Genomic DNA, 25,328 nt, shown 5'->3' with positions numbered 1-25,328 from the left:
TTGTTACGCTTGCTTGATTTGGAACCACCAAACCTGTGCAACCAAGCCTAGCTAAAAAGCCTGCCAGTGCTGCTGAGAGGGTAAACTTCTATGCGAATTGGTATTAGTTAGTGGCAGGTATTGTGCCCTGATCGCCTTTTTCCTGCTCTTCCTTCAGCTCCAGCTCATTAATTTCGGCTTTGATACTGGCGCGCAACACGTCGTGCTGCATTTTGGTGAGCGGGTAAATTTTATTGATAAAACACTTAAACGGCAGAGAGTCGGGTACGTATACGTAATCCAACCCTTCACTGAGGGTATTGCCAAACCGGCGGTGTAGCACCAGTCCCATAGAAAAACTCAGTTCCGAGCAGCGCGGTGCCAGCTTCACCAGAAAATGGCGCATGGGCGCACTGCGAAACACTACATAGTGATCGTTCAACTGACCGTAACTGTCTAACGTGAAAGCTGAAACGGAATGTTGGTTTTCGAGTTGTTCACTGGCAATAAATTCTTCAATTAAGGTTTCCATGGCTTCGTCGCTTAAACGCGACGTTGCGCATGATGCTAACAGCAAACTCAACAACGTAATCATCAGTGTGTATTTCATTTCTTCCCCTTTCTGCCCTTAGGCGCCTTGCAAGCCATGTCTTGGGGCTTGTTTACTACCGGGAATTAGGCAGGTAAATACGTTAAAGGTTCCGCTTGCCGGCCCTACATGGTAATTTAGCGCCCTATTCCCTTTAATAATTATCACTTCGAAGCCGAGTTAACCGTTGGACACTAAAGAATTTATTCAAATCCGCCGTTTCATACTGAAACTGGGTAAGATGCTCCATAAATACGGTACACCCGCATTCCGGCTTGAAGCTTATCTTAACGAGGTAGCACGCTATCTGGGTGTGCATGCTTCGTTTATTTCTACGCCAACGTCATTGTCGGTGGTGATTTGGAGCGATCGGCACGAAGACGAGTACAGCCATGCGGCGCGGTTAGATCCGGGAGAATTGGATTTAAACTCGTTATCGCGTACCGACGAACTGGCTAATCAGTTGCTTACCGGTCAGCTTACGCTGGCAGAAGCCGACAAACTACTCAACGAAATAGATACCATGCCAAGCCCCTATGGCAAATGGGTAACGGGGCTGTCTTATGGCATGTCTACCGGTGCGTTTTCGCTGCTGATGGGTGCAAGCTGGTCGGAGATGGGCTGGTGTGTACTGCTGGGCTTTGTGGTGTATTTCTGGGTGTTGTGGTCGGAGCGCTCCAAACGTGTCGCGCTGATGATGGAACCCGTTGCCGCGTTTGTGGTTGCGTTACTGGCTTGTGGGTTTAGTCGTCATTTTGACCCGGGCATAAACATTCCGCTGATCATTTTGTCATCGGTGATTATTTTTGTGCCCGGTCTGGCGCTTACCATGGGTCTTGCCGAACTAAGTTCACGCAATATGGTGTCGGGCACTGCGCGGATCATGGATGCCTTAATGCAGTTGTTTAAGCTGTATTTTGGTGCCTACCTGGGGGTAGCTACTGGCTTCAGTATCTTCGGCGAAAACACCTACAACCCAGCGTCATCCCTGCCGTACTGGTCGACCTGGCTGGCCGTGCTGGTATTGTGTTTTGGCCTGGTTGCGATTTTTAAGACCCGTCCCAAGCATATTCCCTGGGCGTTAGCGTCGGCGTTGCTGGCATACAGTAGTACCGCACTGGCATCGGATTATTTGCCGCAAAGCATCGGTAGTTTCGTGGGCGCGTTCTCGCTGGGTCTTCTGGCCAATGCATTTACCCGCATCGCGAATCAGCCAGCCACCATTGTAGCGATGCATGGCCTGATTGTGCTGGTGCCAGGCTCTAAAACCTACATTGGGTTAAATTCGTTTATTTCCGGCCAGGATTTTGTGAACGTTGAACACCTTGGCCAGGATGTGTTCTTGATCTTTATGTCGCTGGTAGCAGGACTCATCTTCGCCAACGTAGTATTTCCTACCAAAAAGGCGCTGTAACCTGTTGCTGTGTTAACGTGCCTTGTTACTGGTTCCCGGTAACAGATTACCGGTTAAACCAGCGCCGGCAGCACGTGAAGTACGACATCTACACTAAAATGAGCAGTGATGGCCGACAGCAGACCATAGCGCCAGTAACACCAGCCATAAAGTACGGCAACTGCCGTATTTCCCGCAATGGTTGCCCACACAGCAAAGCCAGAATGAGCACCGTAGGCTACCACGCTTGGCAGGTGTGCCAGTCCGAATCCCAGCCCCACCAGCAATATCATCATCATTGGAATGGTATGAGTGGTAAGTGCCGTTTTGCGCACTTTAACGGCAATGAATAACAGCAGCGTCATCAGCCCGAAGCGAAACCAGATTTCTTCACCCACGGCGGCGCCCACAGAAACCAGCAACCCGCCAACTGGCCCTCTGAAGCCATAGGCGGGTAATTCCGGAGGCAGGTAATCAACCAATAGCCAGCGCAACGTCAGCAGACTCAACCCTAACGGAATGGCAAGCGCAACCGCAAATCTCAAGCCTGCGGCTGCACCACCTTCCTGCAATGCGCGCTGATTAATTAGCCCCATTCCCATGCCCCTGCCAAGCTTGAGCCCTATCAGCAAAGCAGGCAGGGTAAGCACTGACAGGAAAATCATACCTGGTACAAGGGTGTCTGCAAATGACTGCTGATTCATTACTTTCTGGTAAATCACGTTGCTCATTTGCGTGACTACCGTTAACGCAAATAACGCTAACAGTGGTAACCAAAATTGCCCTTGCAAGGTGTGATTAGGCAGTGCTTTATGCTGACTCATGTGCTGTGTATAGTTGCAACCATCGTATCCGCAAACTTAATCATTCAAACACCGTGCTACAAGACGCAATGTGTAAGCAAAAATGTGTAATAAAGCTGCTATGTGTGTAAAAACTGTTAGCTGATGATCCCCAGTTCCACTGCCCGCAACACCGCACGCGTTCGGTCTCTGGCATCGAGTTTAGCTAAAATACCCGATACCTGATTTTTAATCGTGCCTTCCGATTTAAACAGCGCCTGGGCAATTTCCTTGTTACTACAGCCCGATGCCATTAAACGCAGAATCGCTTTTTCTTTTTCAGACAGTGTTTCCACCGGTGCCACCGCATCTTCACCCGGCCCCAGGCCTTGCAGCCCTTTGAGCAATGATGCTGTGATCGCAGGCTGAATAAGCGTATTACCTGCATGTACACTGGCAATCCCCTCTACCAGGGTATCCAAAGACACGTCTTTAAGCAGATAGCCCATTGCACCAGCACGAATGGCTTGCAACAAACTGTCATGGTCGTCGAACGTGGTAAGAATAATCGTTGGTATGTGTTGGTTGGTTTGCTGAAGCTGCCTGAGTACCCCTATTCCATCCAGCTTTGGCATGCGAATATCCAGCAGCATTACGTCTGCCTGGCCGGGGTGCTGCGCTATCCAGCTCAGCGCGTCCTCGCCATCACTTGCCTGGCCCACTACCTTTACCTGATCAGACAATGCCAGCAAACTGCATAGCCCCTGGCGCAGCAACTGCTGATCGTCTACTACCAGTACCTTAATGGTCATAACGCCTCCGGAAACACTAAACGGGTAGCAAAGCCACTTGAACTGGCGTTAAAGGTGGCTTCACCGTTGAGCATTGCCATGCGCTCCTGAATACCCGTTAAACCGTTACCAGCCACAAATTCGCTGGTGGCTCTGCCATTGTCACTCACTTCAGCCACATATTGGCCTGCTTCGTGTGTGATGGCTATCTCAATGCGTGTGGCGTGACCATGCCGCAAACTGTTGGTTACCGACTCCTGAACACAGCGCAATACGGTTTGCGCCTGCGACAACGACAGCGCGGAGGTATCGCCACACCTGAGGGTAAACTCAACTCTATGCCTGAGTGGCTCTATCAGGGTGTCAATGGCCTGACACAAATCCAACTCACCCAGTTCGCGGATGTCTGACACGGCTTCACGCACATCAGCCAATAGCAATCTGGCTATCGACAGGCATTGCTCAATCGCCGGTTTATGCGCAGCATCTACCGTATGTGAGGCAACCTGCAAATGCAGTGACAGCGCCGTGAGATGGTGCCCTACTACGTCGTGAATATCCCGTGCGATGCGCGTACGCTCGTCTTTTCTGCTGGCCTGCTGCATCAGATTTTGTAGCGCCTGCAGCTCTCGGGTTGCCTGCTCTGCCCGTTGCTGTTGCATCTCGGCTTTACGGCGGTTCTCCATCATGAGCAACGCAAATAAATTAAACGTCCAGAACAACAAACCTGACACCCACTGACCGTTGGTTTGCCATACCAACGCGTACAGAAACCAAGGCAAGGCTGACCATAAAGGCGAACTCAATAATGTCCACCGCAAGGGCAAGAAATACGGCAATTGCGCCGACCATACCACCAGCAAAATGGCGTTAAAGCCCAGCGGACTGGCGGCAAACAATGCCAGTACAATGGCGTATTGCACTGCCAGTAAATATTGACGGGTGAGGCGGTCGCGCTTGAATGACTTATCCCTTGTGGTAACCAGAAACATCACTGCAAACGCCACGAACAGCGCAATCACCAGGCACAACTGCGCAACGGTGAAGCTGTCATGACCCAGCAACATCCAGATGTTGGCGGCCATTACCAAACTCACCGTCAGCAAGGCATTAACGTCTTCTTTTGATATCAGCTTGCGCCACAGATTACCCAGCGTCATGTCGTCCTTAATCACCGATTTATACCAAGCGGTAGTATTGAAGATTACGCCGTGTAATGAAATAGGCCAAAAGTCATTTTTTACATGGTGACTTTCGGCACTTATGTACCGGGCGCCGCTTGCGTAACCTGAATGCATTGCTGCGAGTACACACGGAGATCAACCATGCCTTTATTCTACCAATCCTTATTAGTAACCCATGTAATTGCCAGTGTGGCGGCGCTGGTACTGTTCTGGGTACCCATTGCTACCCGCAAAGGCGCGCTTAATCACCGCCGCTTTGGCGGCTATTACCAGCAGGTGATGCTGGTTTCACTGTTTACTGGTGCGTTAATGGCATTACTGCTCATTATGATGCCATTTGAGGTAAAGCCAGATATTTTCAGCCAATCCAGCAACATTGGCGCATCAGTTGAACGTTTGCAGCGCTTCGCAATGTTTCTGATTCACCTGTCTATTCTGATGTACTGTAATCTGATGATGGGGCGCTGGGCGCTGTCAGCCAGACACGATCGCAGTGCAATGCGCCGTCCATCAAGGATGATTCCGGCCGTCATGCTGGTGACTTCCAGCCTGGTAATTGGTATAACCGGATTAATGCATAATCATGTACTGATGATGATTTTTGCGCCGCTTGGCTTAATGAATGCGATTAGTCAGTTGCGCTTTACCTATGCAACCGAAGTGGGCAAACACGCCTGGTTAATTGAACACCTGTCGGGCTATATTGGTTCGGGGATCGGTGCTTACACAGCCTTTTTTGCCTTTGGCGGGCGCACCCTGTTAGCCGACATCGGTGCCTGGCAATTCGCATTCTGGATTGCTCCAGGTATTGTAGGCGCGATTGCCATTATCATTCAGTCACGAAAACTGGCGGGTAACGACAACCCTTTTACACAGCAGGCCCAAGGCGTGGAAAATCAATGAAACTGGATGTATTTGGACGGGCGGTCGAAGTAGTAAAACGCAACGACCGCTGGATGGCCTTTTATGCTGGCAACGAAGGAAAAAAACGCGCTGCCACCGACATTATCATTCCATCAACGGTAGCAGAATCCGATGTAGTGGCCTATGTCGCAGACCTGTGCCACGAGTGGGCCACCCCAGCCCACCCATCAGTAACGATTATCAAGCCGCTTAATTATTCGCGTAGGACGACGGACCACCCTCCGCGATAAAGCGCTCAATACGGGCCTCCAGCACAGACAAGGGCACTGAGCCAAGCTGCAACACGGTATCGTGAAACGCGCGAATGTCGAATTGACTACCCAGCGCCTGTTCGGCCTGAGCGCGTAGTGCTTCAATTTTCATCTGCCCCAGATAATAAGACAATGCCTGCCCAGGCCAGGCGATATAGCGATCCACTTCGGTAGTAACTTCATGTACCGACAACGCGGTGTTGTTCTTCATGAAATCCTGTGCCTGTTGGCGGCTCCAGCCCTTGGCGTGAATGCCGGTATCCACTACCAGTCGCGCTGCCCGCCACATCTGATAACTCAGCATGCCAAATATTTCATAAGGCGTATGGTACATGCCCATTTCTTCGCCCAGTTTTTCGGAATAAAGCGCCCATCCCTCGCCATAGGCCGAAATGTAGGTATTGCGACGAAACGCCGGAATATCGGTATTTTCAGCCGCTAACGGCATTTGAAAAGCGTGCCCGGGCGCGGATTCGTGCAGTGTTAATGCAGGCAATGAATACAAAGGACGTGAAGGCAAGTCGTAGGTGTTCACCAGGTACATACCCGGCCCACCGCGACCCGCAGTGTAATAAGGCGCAATATCGTCGGGCACCGGAATTATGGCAAACCGGCTGCGCGGCAGTCGGCCAAACCAGTTTTTGGCTACTGCATCAAATTCTTTCGCAGTCCAGGCTGCACGATCAAGCAGTGCCTGGGGCGTCGTGACATAAAATTGCGGATCGGTGCGCAGGAAGCTAAGAAACTCAGCCAGATCACCGCTGAATCCCACTTCGCGCATTACATCGTGCATGCGCGCTTTTATTTTTCTTACTTCGCTCAGGCCGATATCGTGAATTGCCTCGGGCGTAAGGGTAAGTGTGGTGTACTTGAAGATTTGTGACTGGTAGAAATCCCGGCCATCCGGTAACGAAAACGCGTCCAGCTCGGTAACCGCACCCGGAATATACGTATCGGTTAAAAAGGCTAACAATTGCTGATAAGCGGGAATAACCGATGCCTTAATCACCGCGTTTGCCTTGGCGGTAAGGGTACGTTGCAGTTCGGTGGAAAACGTAGCCGGAAAGGCCGAAAACGGCTTGAAGTAAATAGTGTCCTTTGGCGATGCAGCATTGGCTACCGACGCAGCGGTTGCTTCCCTGCCAACCAACGCAATGGCGGGCGGCGTAAAGCCACGGGCAAGACCCGCGCGCATATTAATGATTTGCTCATCAAAATAGCGCGGAATGTCGGCCAGCCACAGCAGATAGTTTTCGTAATCCTGTTGAGTAAGAAACTGCCCTTTGGGCATGTAAGTCAGGTCGCCCCAAAACGAGGTATCACCCGTAAGCGGTTTTTCGAACAGTTTGAATGTCTGATCGTTGATCAGACTTTGAATTTGAAACGAAAAGACCCGGTAATTAATTTGGTTTTCTGCCGACAATGCGGTTAGCGGTATCGCGGCCAATCTGCTTTGAACTGATTCCCAGTAAGCCAGTCGGTCGGCCTGAGCCTTTGCATGCACTACAGGTAACGACACCGGAATCCGGCTGACTTCAGCGTTTTCATCTACCGCATATTGCTGCTGTCGTTTCTGCCACTCTTCCTGATAGAGTGCCTCAAAGGTTTCATCGCTCTGACTGGCCAGCGCAACGCCGGTGGCTGCCAGGCCCACCAGCGCAACCAATCCGATTAGCTGCGCCATTCTAACGCTACCTGCTAGCTTAAATACGTACTTCATTGCTAAGCCTATTCTTGTTTTTTTGTTATCGTTTTAGAGGTGTCAATTCTCTTTGATACCGTTCAAGTGAAAGTTAAATTAAAGTAATGCCATCACTTCGTGGTACTTGTGAGCAAAAATATCTCTGACTGAGCGGTACCTGTCAACAAAGCATCGTCGGAGCGGTCTTTCAGGGCGACCCCTGACAGTTGTTTGTTGTAGGATTCCTGCATTAAATACTGGCAGCGTTTTGCCGCGTTTTGTATGCTCAAACCTTTCGGACGCACATTGGAGATGCAATTGCGTTTTGCGTCGTCGCAACCGGGTTGAGGTTGCCAGGTAAAATACAGTCCTACACTATCGGGGGAACTCAGTCCGGGGCGCTCTCCAATGACCATCAGTACCATACGTGCCTGCAACGCTCTGGCAATATCATCACCCAGCGCGACCCGGCCTTGTTGTGCCAAACAAATTGGGGCGAGTGACCAGCCACATTGGGCAAACGACATTTCCTTTAGCAGTGCGTCAACAAACGCAACGGCATGCTGATTCACGGCACAGGCAGACAAACCATCTGCAATCACTATAGCCAAATCAAAACCCTGTTCAGTGCGTTGCTGCTGAAGTGCAAACGTATCCGCTTCGCTGAGTTTGCGGCCTAAGTCGGGGCGTTGCAGATATTGCTGGCGATGCCCTGCCTGACTTTTAACGTCGTATACCTCGGGATGACTCTGCCGATAGCTAAGCGCTTGCAAACCTGAGCGAATAGCCGATGCATCCAACTCCGCTTGCACAGCATCAATTGCCTGAGCGTGGCTCAACTGAAAGTCCAGCAAGGCTCGCGTTGGCAAGCTGGTGCCGGCTCTGCCCAGTGCAATTCTGGCGTCGGTGAAAGCAGATAATGTTTGCCAGGGATTAGTAGTAACGGTTGCTGTAGGGGCTTTTGTTGTTTTAGACATCCGCTATCTGTCCTCCTCTAATGAGCGAAGGGCCAGCTCAAATTTAGCTGGCATAGTGTCTTGCAGTAAACTGTCGCGGTTTGCACTGAAAATTTTCATCCGGGCTAACCACTCTTCAAACTCAGGCGCAGGCCGGTAGCCAAATAACTGCCTGATGTACAACGCGTCGTGGAACGACGTGGTCTGGTAATTCAGCATGATATCGTCGGCCCCCGGTACCCCCATAATAAACTGGCAGTGGGCACTGGCCAGCAGGGTAAGCAGATTATCCATGTCATCCTGATCAGCCTGCGCATGGTTGGTGTAGCAGATGTCACAGCCCATCGGCAGGCCGAGTAATTTACCGCAAAAATGGTCTTCCAGGCCGGCTCGGGAAATTTGTTTGCCGTCGTACAAATACTCCGGCCCAATAAACCCGACTACCGAATTAACCAGTAACGGATCCAACACCCTGGCCAGCGCATAGGCCCTGGCTTCACAGGTTTGCTGATCCACTCCGTGATGGGCATTCGCCGACAGTGCACTGCCCTGCCCGGTTTCAAAATACATCACGTTGTTACCTACGGTACCTCGGTTAAGGGATAATGCCGCCTCTCGCGCCTCCTGTAACAAACTCAAGTTCACACCAAAGCTCATGTTGGTTCGTTCAGTTCCACCAATCGACTGAAACACCAAATCCACCGGCGCACCGCGCCCGATTGCCTCAATGGTATTAGTGACATGGGTAAGCACACAGGACTGAGTAGGAATACCGTACTGGTGAATCACTTCATCCAGCATACTGAGCAGCCGGATTGTCTGGGCAACATTGTCGGTGGCGGGATTAATACCGATAACCGCATCACCACTGCCGTACATCAGGCCGTCAAAGATACTGGCGGCAATACCGTTTAAGTCGTCAGTTGGATGATTCGGTTGTAGTCGGGTTGAGAAGCGTCCGGGCAGTCCAATGGTATTGCGAAACGCAGTGACTACCTGGCATTTTTGTGCCACCAGAATCAGGTCCTGATTGCGCATGATTTTACTGACCGCAGCCACCATTTCAGGTGTCAGGCCAAGTGCCACGTCCTGAAGCAGGTCGGTGGTAGTCGTTTCACACAACAACCAGTTACGAAAATCGCCAACAGTGAAGTGGGAAATCGGTGCAAAGGCAACCTTGTCGTGGGTATCAATGATAAGACGGGTGATCTCATCGTCTTCGTAGGGGATGAGCGTCTGATTTAAGAAGGTGCTTAATGGCAAGTCTGCCAATATGCGTTGCGCTACCACGCGCTGTTCAGCCGTAATCGCGGCTATACCGGCTAATTGATCACCGGAGCGCAGCGGCGACGCTTTGGCCATTACATCGGCAAGATTGTCGAATCGATAAAGCGTTAGTCCTTGCTGATAGCGGTATGCCGTCATCACTCGCCTCCCTGTGGCAGAGTATCTGTTCACATCTTGCCGCGAAGACACGGACTTTGCAAAGTGATTGACGGCTTTTTAAGCGCTTTTTATAGCACCGCAGCAATGGCGATTGCCGTACGCTCCAGGTTTGTACTGTTCAGACCGGCAATACACACTCGGCCACTGCTAATCATATACACGCCGAACTCGTCTTTAAGACGCGCAACCTGCTGTGACGTTAATCCGGTATAGCTGAACATACCCTGCTGACGCTGCAAATAGCCAAAATCCCGATCCGGCCGATGCTCACTGAGTTGCTTAACCAAACCGCTGCGCATGGCTTGCATGCGATTACGCATGTCTGTCAACTCCTGTTGCCACTGCTGGGTAAGCCCTGCATCACTGAGCACCAGATTCACCAGGCGCGCTCCGTGCGCTGGCGGCGTAGAGTAGTTGCTGCGCACGGTAAACTTAAGCTGGCCTTGCACATTGTGCGCAATGGCCGGATTTTCGCAGACCACACTGAGTGCGCCCACGCGCTCGCTGTACAACGAGAAGATTTTTGAAAACGAATGGCTGAGCAAAAATGGCAGGCCTGTTTTTGCCATCAGCGCAATGGCCAGGGTGTCACTTTGCAGCCCTTGCCCGAAGCCCTGATAGGCCATATCAAAAAACGGCAGTAATTCCCGCTCTGCAATCACGCCAATCACCTGCTGCCACTGCTGTGCGGTTAAATCAATACCGGTTGGGTTATGACAACACGGATGGAGTAATACCACTGAACGGGCGGGTAGCTGATTCAAATCTTCCAGCATACCGGCAAAGTCGAGCTCTTTGGTTTCAGCGCTGTAATAGCGGTAGGTGTTTACCGCAAAACCTGCGCCTTTGAAAATGGCATGGTGATTCTCCCAGGTGGGGTTACTTACCCATACCTGCGACTGCGGAAAATAGCGCTTGATAAAATCAGCGCCGACTTTCAGCGCACCGGAGCCCCCCAGGCTTTGCACGGTAGCGGTTCTAGCCTGCACATCAGCGAGGGCGTCACCAAAAGCCAGTGTTTGCACGCGAGCACGGTACTCTGGCAAGCCGTCCATGGGTAAATACGTTGGCGACGCAGGCGGCTCTGCAAACAATCGCGCTTTGGCCTGCTTCACTGCGGCCATGTCAGGCACAATGCCATTTTCGTCGTAGTAAAAGCCAATGGTTAAGTTTACTTTGTCGTCACGGGTATCCTGCATATAGGTGTCCATGAGCGATAATATGGGGTCGCCAGCGTAGGCATTTACCGATTCAAACATCATTAATCCTTGTTTACCGTCTGCTTGTGCTGTGGCAGAGGGATAGGGACACAACACGGGTGTGCCAAAGGTTTATACCAATCCGCGTGGATGATACACCTACCCCTTTGTATGTGAACAACACCAGCGCAATTGGTTTATCCAGTGCGTAAAGCTGGCTTTTCAAAGGCTGGAAACTATTGCTGACGACTCGCTATCAGCGGTCATCAGCAATGAGATCGTGCAAAGAACTAATAGACGGTAATTTGTGCTCTGGTTGGTAAAACAAGCGGTTTAACCTGCCCAGGAAATTTACCGAGCGATTGGGATCCTGTCTTTTTACCCGCGACTCGCTGCTGGTTTGCAGAAACTCCCACGGACGCAAATTTAAACGCTGAATATCCTCCGGCGTGCTGCCGTGGGCTTCAATCGCACTTAAAATACGCTCGGTTTTACTTTCCATAATCGGAATGATGTCTTTGGCGTACAACGTATTGAGCGGCTCAGCAATGGCTTGCAGAGTGTGATTAATTGCCGCCCACAACGTATCATGGTCGTAATGCACGCCAACAGGGGCATAATACCCCATGATTTCCCATTCCAGCTCAGCATTGCTTGCCGCAATGGAACTGTCGGCTTCCGGTGAAAACGATAAGTCGGGGCGCGCACCAATGTTGTAGGCATCCACCGACATCCCCACACATAATAACAGTTCACCCATGTGCGCTGGTGGACGGTAGAGGGCCTCAAATGCCGCGCGTTTCACTCCCATCCAGCCATGGATCACTGCTGGCTGCTGTGCAAAATGGCGAACGTCGTCGGGCAAGTCTTCACCGTATTGATTAACCAGTAATGGCGAAGGATCGTCTTCGAGTAACTCCTCGGGGATCCACACTTCGTATTCCTGGCGATTATCGGCTTTCCCGCGGCTTTTAATACCAAATGACAGGTTTACCGGCCGGCAAATACTGCGGTCTTCGTCAACCCGATGAAAATATTCTGATCTTAGGCGTTTAATAAACGGCGCGTCTTTTCCGGCCAGTGCCGCGGTGGGATAGCGATAACCACAATCGCTGTGAGGCACAATGGAAAAGCCTTCAATAGCGCGTAGCAATTTCCCTTTTACGCCTTTCAGCAGATCGGTAGTGGGCAGAATAATACTGCGCTCTGGCTCAATAGTTAACCGCTCACCGGTACTACTGATATATTTGGGTGTTTTATGAAACTCGTAGTGAGTCAGCCCCATTCCGGCCACTGCTTCATCCCGTAAGCGGGCAATTTCCATAAACAAGGCTTTGTGATCGCGAATATGTCTGAGTAATGGACGTTGAGTCATACAGCCTGCCACCTATCCGTTTGTCTTTGCTTTTTAAATTCAGTCTGCCAGATAAAATGCCGGTGGTCTCTACCCTATTTTGACTTTTTTACCCTTGCATACAGGCTAAGCCGCAACACCTTTTCTATTTCCAGTACCAATAACATCATCAGGCCAGTAATCACAATTAGCAGGTTATCACTCAAGGTGGGCGCCTGGGTTCCGAACACGGTTTGCAGCAGCGGAATATAACAAATTGCCAGTTGTGCAATCACCACAAAGCTCACGGCATACCACACAACCCTGGTGCCTTTGATACCCGCAAGCGATATTGAACGGCGGTGCATAGTGCGAATAAAGAACAAATAGAAGATTTCCAGCCCCACCAGCATGTTCATAGCCTGTGTACGCGCGTACTTCACATCGTGTCCGGCCTCTATGGCATACTGATAGATACTGAACACGGCCAGGAAAAACAGGCTACCCACCAGCAATATTTGCCACACCAAAGCGGGCTGAATTAGTGCCTGTCCACGCGGCCGAGGGGGCTTTTTCATGGTGTCTTTGTCAGTAGGTTCAAACGCCAGCGCCATTCCCAGAGTAACCGCAGTGATCATATTCACCCACAAGATCTGCACCGGTGTGATGGGGTAAGGCAATCCCGCTAACAGCGCCACTATAATAGTTAATGCTTCGCCGGCGTTGGTAGGCAACGTCCAGCTCACCACTTTTTTGATGTTGGCGTAAACCGTTCTCCCCTGCTCAACCGCCGCTGCAATTGAGGCAAAATTGTCGTCAGCCAGCACCACTGCAGCGGCTTCCTTGGCCGCTTCACTGCCTTTCAATCCCATCGCTACACCCGCGTCGGCCCGTTTCAGCGACGGGGCGTCGTTTACCCCATCACCGGTCATCGACACGGTTAGTCCCAGTGACTGTAATGCCATCACTAAACGCAATTTATGTTCGGGCGTGGTGCGGGCAAAGATATCCGTAGTCTGAACGGCTTGTTTTAACTCGGCGTCCGTCAAGCCGTCTATTTGCGTGCCCGTAAGCACACTACCGTGCGCTAGCCCCAGCTGTTTACCGATAGCCTGGGCGGTAACGGCATGATCACCGGTGATCATTTTTACCTGGATTCGCGCGGCCTGACAGGTTTTCACTGCTTCAATGGCCTCCTGACGTGGTGGATCAATCAAGCCTACCAACCCTAATAAACACAACTCACCATCGGTATCGCGGGTAGCCAGTACGGTATGCTCTGCAGACACCGTTTTAGCAGCCAATGCCAAAACACGCTGCCCCTGCCGCGCCAACGCTTCGGCTTTATCCAACCAATCCTGCAATACAAGAGGTATACCGTCTCCCGTATCCGACATCGCCAAATGGCAACGCTTCAGGATCACCTCTGGCGCGCCTTTTAACAGTACCAACCCAGTGCCGCTGTGGTTGTGGTTAAGCGTTGCCATAAATTGTGTAGACGAATCAAACGGCAACACGTCAGTACGTGGCCAGTCGTGGCGGTAATCCTCGCCATCGGGCAGACTCACTTTGCCAGCAAAAGAAAGCAGTGCCGCTTCCATAGGGTCGCCTTCAATAGTCCACACGCTGTTTTTACAGTGTATTTCAGCGTCGTTACACAGTGCGCTTAGCCTGGCAATGTCGGTGAGTACAGGTTGCGAAGCGGTATCCACCGGCTCGCCGCCACGCAGAATATCCCCTACCGGCGCATAGCCTTCGCCGTCGATCTCAAACCTGGCATTGTGAGTGACGACACTCACCACCATCATTTCGTTGCGGGTAAAGGTGCCGGTTTTGTCTGAACAAATCACCGACACCGACCCCAGGGTTTCAATGGCTGGCAACACTCGCACAATGGCATGCCGTTTCGCCATGGCCTGCACACCAACGGCCAGTGTAATGGTTAGCACTGCCGGCAATCCTTCCGGAATAGCCGCTACCGACAACCCCACAACGGCTAAAAACAACTCGGTAAACGGCTGATGCAGCACCCAGGTGCCCACCATCAGCAGTATCACGGCAATGGCCAGAATAATCCCGGTGATCCACTTGGCCAGCACATCCATTTGCTCTACCAGTGGCGTAGTGAGCTTTTGCACATCCGATAATAAACCGCCAATTCTGCCGATTTCGGTATTGGCGCCGGTAGCCACTACAACGCCCATGCCCTGACCGGCTGTGACACTAGTGCCACTAAACGCCATGCAATCCCGGTCGCCCAGCGCAGCGTCTTCTGCTACTGCCTGAACGGATTTTTCTACCGGTAACGACTCGCCCGTTAACAGGCTTTCCTGAATAGCCAGCCCATGACAGCGGAGTATTCGTAAATCGGCAGGTACTTTGTCGCCGGCTTCCAGCAGCACGATGTCACCAGGCACCAGCGCCTCGCCTGCTAATGTTCTGCGTTTACTGTTGCGCACCACCGCCGCTTTTAACGCCAGCATATTGCGAATGGAATCCATGGCTTTTTCAGCCTTGCCTTCCTGAATTACCCCAATAATGGCATTTACAATCACCACGCCAAAAATAACAAAGGTATCTATCCAGTGTTGTAGCAACGCGGTAAGTACACCAGCCACGATAAGTACAATCACCAACAGGTTGGCGAATTGCTTAATAAAGCGGGTAAAGGTGCCCGGCTGAGGGGCCTGTGGCAGTTTATTCGGGCCGTATTGCTGTAAACGCGCAGCAACCTCGTCATCGGTTAAACCCGACGCAGTTGAGTTAAGGGCGCTGAGTACTTCATCGCCGGTTTGTGTATGAAATGACGCATTCTGTTCATTCATTACCATGCTCCCGGGAAAGGCATACCTGGAAATAGCAGGCTCTGCGCAGCAGACAAACGCGAAGCCTCCCTGAAAGTCTACGCTATCAGGGGTGACCTTTTAGAGCTCTGATTTACATCAAAAGAAGAGTTTCTCTGTTATGTTTCTTTCTGCTTGGCCAATGCCAGATACTTGTAGAGCGTGGACTCACCAATACTGAGTGTGGAGGCAACATCTTTTCGCTTCATTCCTTTGGCAATCAATTCCTGGGCTTTTTTTACCAACTTTGAGGGGATGGCTTTGCGGCCTTTGTATTTACCGGCAGCGCGCGCTTTGGCAATACCAATTGCCTGACGGTCCTTTAACAAATCACGATCCATCTGGGCGGCGCATTCAATCAGGGTAAAGACACTTAATGTGGGATTACACAGGGGCTCCAGGTTATCTACCACCAGCTTCACGTTGCGCGACTTCAGATCCTTGGCCACTCTTGCAGCCTGGGTAATACTACGCCCAAGTCGGGATACATCTTTCACGATCAGCCTGTCACCCGATCGCAAGCGTTTTAGTAGTCTGTCGAGTTTAGGTTTGGCACCGGGGTCGGCGTTGGGCTCCCGCACTATGATGTCGTAAGGATACACCTCGGCCAATCGCTCAGCCTGCTGGTCAACATCCTGATTTTCAGTGCTACTGCCGATATAGAGATAGATCGTCACGGGTGAATTCTGGGTACCTGGAAAACTTATTAAAAGCGTAGAATACCCTTCTGTAAAAACAAGTATTTTGAGTTGCTTTACCTTCATTTCACCCGGGCTTATTTATCCTTTGAAACTTGTTCGGTGTGCACAGGTTTGATAGCGTCAGCCAGGCAGGGACCAAAAATAGGCATCATGATGAATAAATCCATTAGAATATTGTTGGTAGAAGACAACCTGGCGATTGCCAAACAAGTGGCGGGTTTTCTGGAAGGCCTTAAATGGCAGGTGGATTTTGCCGCCACCGGGCAACAAGGTATCGACCTTGCGCTCACCCATACCTTTGACGTGATCATTCTGGATTTAAACCTGCCCGACATGGACGGCCTGGACGTGTGCCAGCAAGTTAAGCAAAACGCTACACGCGTAACGCCGGTGCTTATGCTCACTGCACGGGATGCCTTTACGGATAAAGCCAAAGGCTTTGGGCAGGGCGCGGATGACTACCTAACCAAGCCCTTTGATTTTCGCGAACTGGCACTTCGCGTGGAAGCATTGGCAAGACGCCCGCAATTACACACCAATACCCAGATTCGCGAAGGGCATCTAACGCTTGATACGCGGGCCAAATCCGTACATTGGCAACAGCAACCCGTTACAGTAACCGGGGTTGGCTTCAGTATTTTGCACAAGCTGCTTGTGGAATACCCCTACCCGGTTAGTCGCAGCGATTTAATCACGCATATCTGGGGCGATGAACCGCCCGAGAGCAATGCGTTAAAATCTCATATGTACAGCCTCAGAAAAGCCCTGGAAAAAACCAGTGGCGAACCCCTTCTGGAAACCATTAGCAGTATTGGTTACAAGCTAACAGGGCTCAATCATGAAGCTTAGCGGCATTCAGGCGCAGTTGTTCATTGCGTTTGGCAGCCTGGTACTGGTAATTAATTTGTTTTACACCCGCCTTAGTGTGCTGTTTGTGGATGTAACAGAAGACATTGTAGCGTCGCATTTACTGGATTTAGAAATTCAGCGCCTGGAACATCACTGGCTTTCTGAGCATGCGTTAAGCGCCTTATCTTCTGACGCATTTTCACTTTCTGACAAACCAGCGAGCAGTCCGTGGCAGCGCGCCGCTATCGACAATAGCATGCTGATAGCTAAACAAAGCGAAGAAGTGATGTACTTCAAAGCGTTCAACCATACCGCCATACCGGCTGACGGCGTTACCATGCGCTCTTCCGCACTTACGCCGCTATCGAGCTTTACCGATGTGTTCAGCGTATTTTTATTCAGCGCGTCGGCAGCGGCCATGATACTTGCCATTCTCAGCACCTGGTTTTTAGCCTCCAGGCTTGCCAAGCCGCTCCAAGCGCTGGCCTCATCGGTTAAAGCGCAAACGCCGGATTCGCCCTGCTCCATTGCCGGTACCGAACGCCAGGATGAAATAGGCACACTGGCCACCAACTTTACGTCTACCTACTCGGCCTTACAGGATGCATGGCAACGCGAGCGCGATTTTACGCACGATGTAAGTCACGAATTGCGTACGCCCATTACATTGCTAAAAAACACCCTGGCGGTGCAGCCCACATCCCATTCCAATGACACTGAACGTCAGTTGTTAGAGCAAGCCACCAACACGTTGCAACAAACCGTTGAGGTGCTGCTGGCACTGGCCCGCAAGGAAAACCTGCAATTTTCCGCCGTAGCCGTATTGCCCATTCTGGAACGCGTATTGTTGGCGATACACCATGTGCATCCAGAATTGAAGTTTGTTGCTGAACTGGATATCGACGACAACGCGAAGGTAACTGGCAATGCTTATCTTATGACGCTGCTTTGCCAGAACCTGGTGAACAACGGGGTATATCACGGTGGTGGAAAAGGCATGAACATTAGCCTGAAAAACGGCAAATGGGTGTTTGAGAATCCGTTGGCCGACACCAGCAATCGCCCTTATTACCAGGGATTAGGACACGGGCAGTATCTGGTACAACGCATTGCCAGTGTGATGCAATGGAAAATCGATTTTGAGCAAACCGAAACTTGTTACCGCGTGGTATTAACGCCCTTGATGGCGGAAGCATAGACGGGTTGATTGCCCGCGCCGGTGATGAATAACACACCCAGCCAGCAAAACCACACTATTTGCAGCAAGCCAAATATCAGGCCAGCTAGCGCCATGTCCGGCATCACGGTAAGAGTGCCTATTGCACCTGTGAGTAATCCAAAATGCGTTACTGGTTTGGATGCGATCTGGTAGCGCTGCAAACTGGTATTTACCATTAGCATCCACACACCGCCTACCCATTCCACCCCGTCACCCAGCCCCATTTGAATCGCAAAAATAGCCGGCCAGATTCGTTCAATCTGATCGACAGGCTGCATGATCAAATATTCAATGGTAAGCACAGCGATGAGACCACTGGCAAACACATAGGCAGCCCACATATACCCAAGAAGCGCACCTAAAAGCTGGAAGTGCCCTGACTGCTGATAAGCGGGCTGGTATAAACTGCGGTTCAACACCAATAAAGCCAGGCCGAACAGTACAAAAATAATCAGATACCACAACTGAATTAACCGGCTGTGATCCATTATCGCTTTTAAGCGCTCATCACCATCGTTATTGATATCGGGCATGACAGCCAGAATCATGACAATACCAACCACATAACAAAGCGCGCACACAAAGGCGGCAAATCCACCGGCTCGCAATCGGGTTAACTGTGTTTGATATGGGTTAGTTTCCAAATCGAGGTTGTCCTTTAACACGTTCATTTCACCTTAGCTTGACCGCGCCTCATACAGAATGGTTCCAACTTACAATGTATCGAGAAACTCCTAAGGAAAACCAAATGAAATATTCTGTATTAAGTTACTGCTTATTGTTGCTTGCTCCCTGCGCAATGGCTGAGCAAGTCTATAGTGATCCCAACCCGGTAACCCGCTCTTTAGTATTGCAAGACGAAGAGGCCGTGGTGATAGCTGGTGTTGGCTATGGCGAATCTCACAATGGTGAGAGTATCACAACCCCGTTAATTGCGTTTGCCTATGGTGTAACAGATGATGTCACTATTGGTCCACTGGGCGTCCGCTACCGCTTCAACGCCTTTGATAACGCCAGCATGCCCAATCTGGAACTTGCGGCTGAAGGCGGGTTAATGGGCTTTTACGAGTCCAAAGACTTTGGTGATAGCTATGCAGTAGGTGCAGGCATAAGCGGTAAATACCGGGTGTCGACTGAACTGGCGCTTACGTTTGGCACCCATTACGCAGTGTGGCTGGAAGACGAGCGCGATAATCGCAGTGAAATACGTGCCGATGTGGGTGTGTTATATCAGGTGCATCCTAAACTTACGCTATTTGCTCAGGGCGAATACCGAGAGTTAAACGACTTCTACCAGGACAATTCTATGAATGCCGCTGTGGGCGGAATATGGAATTTATCGCGTCGCTCCGAAATCACTTTCGCAGTAAATTACGATGATTTTGAGCCAGCTAAGGATGGGTATGACGATGACACGCTGTCTGAATGCATGATGGGGATAAGCTATACCTATCGGTACTAATACCAACCCAAAGGGCGTAGCGACGGGGAAAGGGCACTTTTCCCCGCCGCCACTTTTATACGCGATTGCGTTTCACAATAGCCGCATATTCGTGGGCGCTGGGCTTGGCCTTGCGCTCAAAGGTGGTGCGGTCAACGGTATGCAAGCCAAAGTGCTCGTTGTAACCGCTGATCCATTCGTAGTTATCCAGTAGTGTCCAGTGAATATAGCCTTTTACCGGCACCCCGTCTTCAATGGCTTGTTGCAGATTGCGCAATGACTCGCGAATAAACCAGCTGCGCTGATTGTCGTCTTCGGTACCTATACCATGCTCGGTTACCACAATCGGCTTCTTGGTTTTGTTATAAGTGTATTGCACACAATTAGCCAGTGAGGTGGGCTCAACCCAATGTCCTGAGTGATTTAACTGTGCATCAGCCGGAATCGGCAACTTACCGTCTGGCCCCCATTCAACCCGTTCGTAATTTTGCACGCCAATAAAGTCGGTTTCTTCTACCGCTAACCAGGCACCGTAATTGTAATCACACATTTTATCGCGCATGGCATCGCCGCCTTTGGACTGATCGTCCAGCATCGCCAGGGTAAAGCCTACATCGAGGTTGCTGCGCTGGGCTTTAATGGCTTCACGCGCCAGCTTATGACCAATGAGTAATTGTTCATTGATCACATCCAAATCACCCAATCGGGCTGAGTTCAAACCACAAAAATACTCGCTGTTGGTGGCTTTAGCCGCGGCAGTCAGCATTTTGTCCTGCATGTCCCACACAAAATCTGGTACCCCCAGCACTTTGAGCAAACGCAGAAGATTCGGTTCATTAAAGGTTACCGCGTAGCCTATGCCATCCGCCAGTTGTGCAGCGGCCTTTGAGCAATACTCAGCAAACAGCGCCGGAGCCTGAGGATTAGTCCAGCCGCCTTTTGCGGCAAACCACACCGGGCTGGCAAAGTGATTAAAGCTCACCAACGGCACCATATTGCGTTTGTGGCAGCCGTCAATAATGCGCTTGTAATGATCAATCATGGCCTGTGAATACAAGCCCGGCTCGGGCTGAATACGCGCCCATTCAATTGAAAAGCGGTAGGCACTGAAACCCAATGCCTTACACAAATCGAGATCCTTTTCCCACAGCATAAAGCTGTTGCAAGCATCGCCGGATGGCTCGCGGAATAACGTGGGCTGTACGTGCTCGAGCAACCAAATGTCGGAATTCACGTTGTTGCCTTCTACCTGATGGCCTGCACTGGCCGCACCCCAGAAAAAATCATCCGGAAATGGCTGCCCTGCTTCACCTGAAGACGTAGCCGCTTTTGCAAATAACGGTGCACTAACGGTAGCAGTGGCCATGGCCAGAAATTGACGTCGATTAATCATACAGCACTCGAATTCATTAAGTTTTTATAGCCTGATTGTAAAAATATCGTGAATAACGTGACAAATAAAATAATAATTTTTATTGTTAATATAGTTTCAGACTATACAAAGAGAATTCAGGCAATGAGAATCGACCCACGCACCTTACGTTTATTTTTAGCTGTTTGCCGTGAAGGAACCATCAGCGGCGCGGCCAGAGCAGAGCATTTGTCACAGCCGTCTGTGTCGGTGGCCATTAACCAGCTTGAGCGGGTGCTGCAAACCACGCTGTTCACCCGCAATCGTCAGGGCATCGAATTAACCCAGGCGGGTATTGCCCTGGAAATGAAAGCCCGTGCAGTTGAAAGCCTGCTACTCAGCGCCCAGGAAGAAATCCAGCTTCTGGCCGAAGACATTGGCGGTCCGCTTACCATTGGGGGCACACCAGGGGCGCTATCTACCACCATGGGCCGTGTTATCGGTGGCTTTTCCGCCGAGCACCCGCGCTTCAAGTTGCGCATTCTGGAGCGGCCTGACACCGTTGTTCAAAACATGTTGCGCAGCTACGAAATTGACCTGGCCATTGTTACATCGGGTATGCGCGAGACAAACGAAGAGTTTCGTGAACAACCGGTATTAACCGATCCTTTCTCGGTCATTGTGGGGCCAGGTAATGAGCACATAGGCGACACGGTAAAGCTGAGTGAGCTAAGCAACAGTCATTGGGTACTGCCCGATGCCGTGGGCGGATTCCGCAAGCAAATTGATGCGCTGTTTATTAACAGTGGCGCACGCCTGCCCGCTAACGTCATTCTGTCTGACTCGATTCTTTCAACCAAAGCAATTGTGAAAAACAGCCAGTACATCACCATATTGCCAAACGAATTGGTAAGCACCGAAATCAAAGCGGGCTCGTTACGTGCGGTAGGCATTGAAGGAATTAACTTCCAGCGCAAGGTGGGTTTATTGTGGATGGCAGAGCGGCAACTATCACCTATTGCCCAAGCATTTGTAGACTATGTGGTAAGTTACGCCAATCCATAGTTTTTACCTATACTTAACAAAAAAATAAATATTTGATCAAATATATCCTGCGGCCAAAAATAGCGATAGCCCAGACGTAAACAGGGACAACCTACATGCGAACTATCATAAAAAATGCCCGTATTTTCGACGGTACTGGCCGCAAACCATTTTCCGGTTCGGTAGCCGTTGAAGGCAACCGTATAACTGAAGTCAGTGACACCGACATCGCCGCTAACAGCGGTGACAGGATCATCAATGCCGACGGCCGTGTGCTGATGCCCGGCATGGTGGAAGCGCATGCTCACCTGACATGGCCAACGTCAGTAGAGAAATTTGTGCCGGGTATGTACTTACCCCCCGAAGAACTGGCACTCACTGCTGCACGCAATGCGCGTATTCTGCTTGATCACGGTTTTACCAGCGCTTACTCCGCCGGTGCGCTCAGCAAAAAACTCGAAATCAGTTTGAACGAGCACCTCACCAGTGGCGGATTACCGGGTCCACGATTAATTCCATCGTCAGTTGAGCGAGAGCCGCCAAATGATTCAGCGTTGGATCCGGGTAAAGCTGATCAGCATGCCCACGGCCCGGAAGGCGTGAAAGCCTTCGTAAAAGAGTGCGCCGATATTGGTGCAAAAGCCGTTAAGTTTCTTATTTCTGGTGAAAACGCCCTAAAACCCGGCGCATCTCACGAATTACTGTATTCAGAAGAAGAAATCCTAGCCGCCGGCGAACAAGCTAAAGCCAGCGACGTATGGTTAACCGGCCATGCACACGCTGCCGCAGCGGTTAAGCTTGGCGTGCGTGCCGGTTTCCGCGTGCTTTATCACTGCACGTACGCCGATGACGAAGCCATCGACATGCTGCTGGCCAACAAAGACAACATGTTTGTTGCGCCTACCATTGGTATTGTTCAGGCCACATTGGATGCCACACCACCTCCGCACATGGACATGACTTACATGAAGGAAGATGCGGCAGACGTACTGGCCCACCAAATCAAACTGGTAGAAAAACTCAAAGCGGGTGGCATGAAGCTACTACCCGGCGGTGACTATGGCTTCCCATTCAACCCCAATGGTCGCAATGCGCGTGATTTGGAACTGTGGGTGCGACATTTCAACTACACACCGGAAGAAGTGCTGCATGCAGCCACGCAACTCGGTGGTGAAATCATGGGCATGGGCAACGAGTTAGGCTTGGTTAAAACCGGTTATCTGGCCGATTTACTGCTGATTGACGGCGATCCAACAGAAGACGTAACGATACTGCAAAACAAAGCCAATATCAGTCTGATCATGAAAGACGGTGACGCCTACAAACTGCCGTTGTCATTACTGACCACCGCCGCTTAGGAGCTGTCACTATGTATGATATAGCAATTATCGGCTGCGGGCCGGTAGGGGCGCTTGCGGCCAATTTTCTGGGTCAGCAAGGCTGGAGTGTGTTGGTGGTAGAACGCGAAGCCAACCCTTATCCGCTGCCCCGGGCCGTACATTTGGATCACGAAATGGTGCGCCTGTTCCAGGACATTGGCCTGCACAACACCATTTTGCCCGACATGCGGGATACCGAAGGCCACCTGCACGTAGGGGCCGACCACGGCGTATTGCGTTACATGGGTACATCGGGCAAGCCGCGTCCTTTTGGTTGGTCAAACGACTACTTTTTCTATCAACCCGAATTGGAGGATCACCTGCGTAATGCACTGGACCGATTCGACAATGTGAAAGTTGAACTGGGTACCGAGTTGATTGATCTGCACAGCACACAGTCCAGCGTTACACTTACGCTGGTGTGCGACGGCAACAAATACACAGCTGGCGCGAAATACGTGATCGCCTGTGATGGTGCGCGTAGCCAGGTTCGCAAAGCCCTGGGTGTAAAACTGGACGACTTACAGTTTGAAGAGCCCTGGTTAGTAGTAGATGCCGAAGTAGACGGCCCGGTAACATTCCCACCCATCGCCAATTTGCCAGACGACTGCGATATTCAGCAGCTTTCAGTGATGATGTGCGATCCAAACCGCCCGGCTACGGTAGTGCCAGGACGGGGAAATCACCGTCGCTGGGAATTAATGCTTAAGCCCGGTGAAGATGACGATGTAATGATGCAACCGGAAAACGTAGCAGCATTGCTCAAACCCTGGCTTAAAGACGTGCCCCACACGATTGTGCGCGCTGCAACCTACCGATTCCACGGCTTAGTAGCCGAACAATGGCGGGTAGGTAATGTATTTTTAGCCGGTGATGCCGCTCACCAGACCCCGCCATTTTTTGGACAGGGTATGTGTCATGGATTCCGCGATGCGGTAAACCTGAGCTGGAAACTGGATTTGGTGTTAAAGGGCTTATCCCCGGATAGCTTACTCGATACCTATCAAACCGAACGAGATCCGCATGTGCGAGCCGTTATTAACGCCGCCGTGGATGCGGGCCGCTACATTTGTATGCTCGACCCGGCACAAGCCGCACAGCGCGATGCCACTATTCGCGAAAAGGTGAAGCGCAATGAATTGCCCACCACTGCTGCCGACCTTATTCCGCCGGTACGCAACGGCCTGGTAGCAGATGGCACGGCAAAGGCCGGTGCACGCTTTATTCAACCCTGGGTTGACGTTAATGGCGAGCACAAGTTGCTGGACGACGTGACCAGTGGTCAGTGGCAGTTGTTGGTTAATAGTAATGCTTTGTCGGCCACAACCCAAAAAGTGCTAACCGGCCTGCAACAACAACTCGATGTTCAGGCAACCCTGCTTTCCACCATTAAGTGCGATGCCTTAAGCCAGTGGTTAGCAGATGCAGGTGCTGACGCCGTGTTACTTCGCCCCGATCACTATGTGTACGGCACAGCCACTGAAACCACTGTTAGCGACTTGCTGAACAGACTGGCCAATCAGTTGTTTGGCGCATCGGCATACCATGAACAACAGGAAGCAGTGCAATGACTCTGACCCTACAACAAGCCGAGTGTGTGGCAAATGCCACCCTCGCCTACGCTACCGAACATGGCGTATCACCGTTGGCAGTAAGCATTCTGGATGCGGGCGGCCATACCGTAGTATTTAAACGTCAGGACGGTGCCAGTTTATACCGGGGTGACATTGCACATGCCAAAGCAAAAGGCGCACTGGGCATGGGCTTTAACACACGCGGCATCGCCGAGAAAGCCAAAAACAACCCCATTTTCTTCGCCAGCCTAACCGCAATCCCAGGTATCGAAATCGCTCTTTCGCCTGGCGGCAACTTAATTAAAGCCCCCGATGGCACACTGCTCGGCGCCATTGGCATTAGCGGTGACACCGGTGATGTAGACGAACAATGCGCAATAGCGGGTATCGCAGCGCTGCAATTTAGCGAGGATAAGTAA

23 protein-coding genes are annotated in these 25,328 nt (G+C 51.1%); 10 read left to right on the top strand and 13 right to left on the bottom strand.

Annotated features, from left to right (window positions below; translation table 11 throughout):
- Positions 1-103 precede the first annotated feature (103 nt).
- On the bottom strand, positions 104-589 hold the full coding sequence (locus FJ444_RS18455; protein WP_140960854.1) for a DUF6491 family protein: 486 nt from the start codon (positions 587-589) through the stop codon (positions 104-106).
- A 166-nt stretch (positions 590-755) separates the two neighbouring features.
- Between FJ444_RS18455 and FJ444_RS18450 the strand changes: the two genes are divergently transcribed.
- The gene (locus FJ444_RS18450; RefSeq protein ID WP_140960852.1) at positions 756-1,982 is read left to right on the top strand and encodes a threonine/serine exporter ThrE family protein; all 1,227 of its coding nucleotides are present in this window, start codon (positions 756-758) and stop codon (positions 1,980-1,982) included.
- A gap of 53 nt (positions 1,983-2,035) precedes the next feature.
- Here the strand turns inward: FJ444_RS18450 and FJ444_RS18445 are convergent, their stop codons facing one another.
- The 3 genes from FJ444_RS18445 to FJ444_RS18435 form a co-directional block, all read right to left on the bottom strand.
- Complete coding sequence (locus FJ444_RS18445; RefSeq protein WP_140960849.1) at positions 2,036-2,785, bottom strand: CPBP family intramembrane glutamic endopeptidase; 750 nt, start codon at positions 2,783-2,785, stop codon at positions 2,036-2,038.
- Between the two features lie 116 nt (positions 2,786-2,901).
- Entirely contained in the window at positions 2,902-3,555 is a 654-nt protein-coding gene (locus FJ444_RS18440; protein ID WP_140960848.1) for a response regulator transcription factor, read from the bottom strand.
- The gene (locus FJ444_RS18435) at positions 3,552-4,709 is read right to left on the bottom strand and encodes a sensor histidine kinase (protein ID WP_181405226.1); all 1,158 of its coding nucleotides are present in this window, start codon (positions 4,707-4,709) and stop codon (positions 3,552-3,554) included. Before FJ444_RS18435 ends, FJ444_RS18440 begins: the two co-directional genes overlap by 4 nt.
- A gap of 150 nt (positions 4,710-4,859) precedes the next feature.
- Between FJ444_RS18435 and FJ444_RS18430 the strand changes: the two genes are divergently transcribed.
- Together FJ444_RS18430 and FJ444_RS18425 are read left to right on the top strand one after the other, a co-directional pair.
- Entirely contained in the window at positions 4,860-5,621 is a 762-nt protein-coding gene (locus FJ444_RS18430; RefSeq protein WP_140960842.1) for a hypothetical protein, read from the top strand.
- Positions 5,618-5,872 (top strand): hypothetical protein, encoded by a 255-nt coding sequence (locus tag FJ444_RS18425; protein WP_140960840.1) that lies wholly within the window; start codon positions 5,618-5,620, stop codon positions 5,870-5,872. Before FJ444_RS18430 ends, FJ444_RS18425 begins: the two co-directional genes overlap by 4 nt.
- On the opposite strand, the gene FJ444_RS18420 is transcribed toward FJ444_RS18425, so the two are convergent.
- The 7 genes from FJ444_RS18420 to FJ444_RS18390 all read right to left on the bottom strand — a co-directional run bounded on the left by FJ444_RS18420 (position 5,832) and on the right by FJ444_RS18390 (position 16,028).
- Positions 5,832-7,613 carry a DUF885 family protein gene (locus tag FJ444_RS18420; RefSeq protein ID WP_140960837.1) on the bottom strand — a complete coding sequence of 594 codons (1,782 nt, stop codon included), beginning with the start codon at positions 7,611-7,613 and terminating at the stop codon, positions 5,832-5,834. The two genes, FJ444_RS18425 and FJ444_RS18420, sit on opposite strands and share 41 nt — an antisense overlap.
- Positions 7,614-7,705: 92 nt before the next feature.
- Positions 7,706-8,551 (bottom strand): ethanolamine ammonia-lyase subunit EutC, encoded by an 846-nt coding sequence (gene eutC, locus FJ444_RS18415; RefSeq protein ID WP_140960835.1) that lies wholly within the window; start codon positions 8,549-8,551, stop codon positions 7,706-7,708.
- Positions 8,552-8,554: 3 nt separating this feature from the next.
- The gene (locus FJ444_RS18410) at positions 8,555-9,955 is read right to left on the bottom strand and encodes an ethanolamine ammonia-lyase subunit EutB (RefSeq protein WP_140960832.1); all 1,401 of its coding nucleotides are present in this window, start codon (positions 9,953-9,955) and stop codon (positions 8,555-8,557) included.
- A gap of 89 nt (positions 9,956-10,044) precedes the next feature.
- The gene (locus FJ444_RS18405; protein ID WP_304539733.1) at positions 10,045-11,292 is read right to left on the bottom strand and encodes an amino acid aminotransferase; all 1,248 of its coding nucleotides are present in this window, start codon (positions 11,290-11,292) and stop codon (positions 10,045-10,047) included.
- 139 nt (positions 11,293-11,431) lie between these two features.
- A complete protein-coding gene (locus FJ444_RS18400; RefSeq protein WP_140960830.1) occupies positions 11,432-12,550 on the bottom strand; it encodes a hypothetical protein in 1,119 nt (372 codons plus the stop codon).
- Between the two features lie 74 nt (positions 12,551-12,624).
- On the bottom strand, positions 12,625-15,333 hold the full coding sequence (locus FJ444_RS18395; protein ID WP_219993919.1) for an HAD-IC family P-type ATPase: 2,709 nt from the start codon (positions 15,331-15,333) through the stop codon (positions 12,625-12,627).
- Positions 15,334-15,470: 137 nt separating this feature from the next.
- A complete protein-coding gene (locus FJ444_RS18390; RefSeq protein WP_181405225.1) occupies positions 15,471-16,028 on the bottom strand; it encodes a recombinase family protein in 558 nt (185 codons plus the stop codon).
- Between the two features lie 174 nt (positions 16,029-16,202).
- Between FJ444_RS18390 and FJ444_RS18385 the strand changes: the two genes are divergently transcribed.
- Positions 16,203-16,901, top strand: a complete 699-nt coding sequence (locus FJ444_RS18385) for a response regulator transcription factor (RefSeq protein WP_255439315.1) — start codon at positions 16,203-16,205, stop codon at positions 16,899-16,901.
- Positions 16,891-18,099: a HAMP domain-containing sensor histidine kinase gene (locus FJ444_RS18380; RefSeq protein ID WP_140960823.1), complete on the top strand. Its 1,209-nt coding sequence runs from the start codon at positions 16,891-16,893 to the stop codon at positions 18,097-18,099. The genes FJ444_RS18385 and FJ444_RS18380 overlap by 11 nt, the downstream gene beginning before the upstream one ends.
- Here FJ444_RS18380 and FJ444_RS18375 read toward each other — a convergent pair.
- Complete coding sequence (locus FJ444_RS18375; RefSeq protein WP_140960821.1) at positions 18,060-18,791, bottom strand: hypothetical protein; 732 nt, start codon at positions 18,789-18,791, stop codon at positions 18,060-18,062. The two genes, FJ444_RS18380 and FJ444_RS18375, sit on opposite strands and share 40 nt — an antisense overlap.
- A 77-nt stretch (positions 18,792-18,868) precedes the next feature.
- Between FJ444_RS18375 and FJ444_RS18370 the strand changes: the two genes are divergently transcribed.
- The gene (locus tag FJ444_RS18370; protein ID WP_140960818.1) at positions 18,869-19,582 is read left to right on the top strand and encodes a hypothetical protein; all 714 of its coding nucleotides are present in this window, start codon (positions 18,869-18,871) and stop codon (positions 19,580-19,582) included.
- Between the two features lie 55 nt (positions 19,583-19,637).
- Here FJ444_RS18370 and FJ444_RS18365 read toward each other — a convergent pair whose 3' ends face one another.
- Entirely contained in the window at positions 19,638-20,954 is a 1,317-nt protein-coding gene (locus FJ444_RS18365) for a family 1 glycosylhydrolase (RefSeq protein ID WP_140960816.1), read from the bottom strand.
- 123 nt (positions 20,955-21,077) lie between these two features.
- Between FJ444_RS18365 and FJ444_RS18360 the strand changes: the two genes are divergently transcribed.
- From FJ444_RS18360 to FJ444_RS18345, 4 genes are all read left to right on the top strand, one after another.
- Complete coding sequence (locus FJ444_RS18360; RefSeq protein ID WP_140960814.1) at positions 21,078-21,977, top strand: LysR family transcriptional regulator; 900 nt, start codon at positions 21,078-21,080, stop codon at positions 21,975-21,977.
- A gap of 95 nt (positions 21,978-22,072) precedes the next feature.
- A complete protein-coding gene (locus FJ444_RS18355) occupies positions 22,073-23,314 on the top strand; it encodes an amidohydrolase family protein (protein ID WP_140960811.1) in 1,242 nt (413 codons plus the stop codon).
- 11 nt (positions 23,315-23,325) lie between these two features.
- Positions 23,326-24,906: a bifunctional 3-(3-hydroxy-phenyl)propionate/3-hydroxycinnamic acid hydroxylase gene (locus FJ444_RS18350; RefSeq protein ID WP_140960809.1), complete on the top strand. Its 1,581-nt coding sequence runs from the start codon at positions 23,326-23,328 to the stop codon at positions 24,904-24,906.
- The gene (locus tag FJ444_RS18345) at positions 24,903-25,328 is read left to right on the top strand and encodes a heme-binding protein (protein WP_140960806.1); all 426 of its coding nucleotides are present in this window, start codon (positions 24,903-24,905) and stop codon (positions 25,326-25,328) included. The genes FJ444_RS18350 and FJ444_RS18345 overlap by 4 nt, the downstream gene beginning before the upstream one ends.

It is taken from the genome of Aestuariibacter sp. GS-14, from assembly GCF_006494365.1.
Classification (GTDB): Bacteria; Pseudomonadota; Gammaproteobacteria; order Enterobacterales; family Alteromonadaceae; genus Alteromonas; species Alteromonas mangrovi.
Note: the sequence above shows the minus strand (reverse complement) of the source record. Positions and strands in the feature narration are given on the sequence as shown.

Coding starts and splice junctions, on each gene's coding strand:
- FJ444_RS18455 (WP_140960854.1), bottom strand. CDS start 589: ATGAAATACACACTGATGATTACGTTGTTGAGTTTGCTGTTAGCATCA.
- FJ444_RS18445 (WP_140960849.1), bottom strand. CDS start 2,785: ATGAGTCAGCATAAAGCACTGCCTAATCACACCTTGCAAGGGCAATTT.
- FJ444_RS18440 (WP_140960848.1), bottom strand. CDS start 3,555: ATGACCATTAAGGTACTGGTAGTAGACGATCAGCAGTTGCTGCGCCAG.
- FJ444_RS18430 (WP_140960842.1), top strand. CDS start 4,860: ATGCCTTTATTCTACCAATCCTTATTAGTAACCCATGTAATTGCCAGT.
- FJ444_RS18425 (WP_140960840.1), top strand. CDS start 5,618: ATGAAACTGGATGTATTTGGACGGGCGGTCGAAGTAGTAAAACGCAAC.
- FJ444_RS18420 (WP_140960837.1), bottom strand. CDS start 7,613: ATGAAGTACGTATTTAAGCTAGCAGGTAGCGTTAGAATGGCGCAGCTA.
- eutC (WP_140960835.1), bottom strand. CDS start 8,551: ATGTCTAAAACAACAAAAGCCCCTACAGCAACCGTTACTACTAATCCC.
- FJ444_RS18410 (WP_140960832.1), bottom strand. CDS start 9,955: ATGACGGCATACCGCTATCAGCAAGGACTAACGCTTTATCGATTCGAC.
- FJ444_RS18400 (WP_140960830.1), bottom strand. CDS start 12,550: ATGACTCAACGTCCATTACTCAGACATATTCGCGATCACAAAGCCTTG.
- FJ444_RS18395 (WP_219993919.1), bottom strand. CDS start 15,333: ATGAATGAACAGAATGCGTCATTTCATACACAAACCGGCGATGAAGTA.
- FJ444_RS18385 (WP_255439315.1), top strand. CDS start 16,203: ATGATGAATAAATCCATTAGAATATTGTTGGTAGAAGACAACCTGGCG.
- FJ444_RS18380 (WP_140960823.1), top strand. CDS start 16,891: ATGAAGCTTAGCGGCATTCAGGCGCAGTTGTTCATTGCGTTTGGCAGC.
- FJ444_RS18375 (WP_140960821.1), bottom strand. CDS start 18,791: ATGAACGTGTTAAAGGACAACCTCGATTTGGAAACTAACCCATATCAA.
- FJ444_RS18370 (WP_140960818.1), top strand. CDS start 18,869: ATGAAATATTCTGTATTAAGTTACTGCTTATTGTTGCTTGCTCCCTGC.
- FJ444_RS18365 (WP_140960816.1), bottom strand. CDS start 20,954: ATGATTAATCGACGTCAATTTCTGGCCATGGCCACTGCTACCGTTAGT.
- FJ444_RS18360 (WP_140960814.1), top strand. CDS start 21,078: ATGAGAATCGACCCACGCACCTTACGTTTATTTTTAGCTGTTTGCCGT.
- FJ444_RS18355 (WP_140960811.1), top strand. CDS start 22,073: ATGCGAACTATCATAAAAAATGCCCGTATTTTCGACGGTACTGGCCGC.
- FJ444_RS18350 (WP_140960809.1), top strand. CDS start 23,326: ATGTATGATATAGCAATTATCGGCTGCGGGCCGGTAGGGGCGCTTGCG.
- FJ444_RS18345 (WP_140960806.1), top strand. CDS start 24,903: ATGACTCTGACCCTACAACAAGCCGAGTGTGTGGCAAATGCCACCCTC.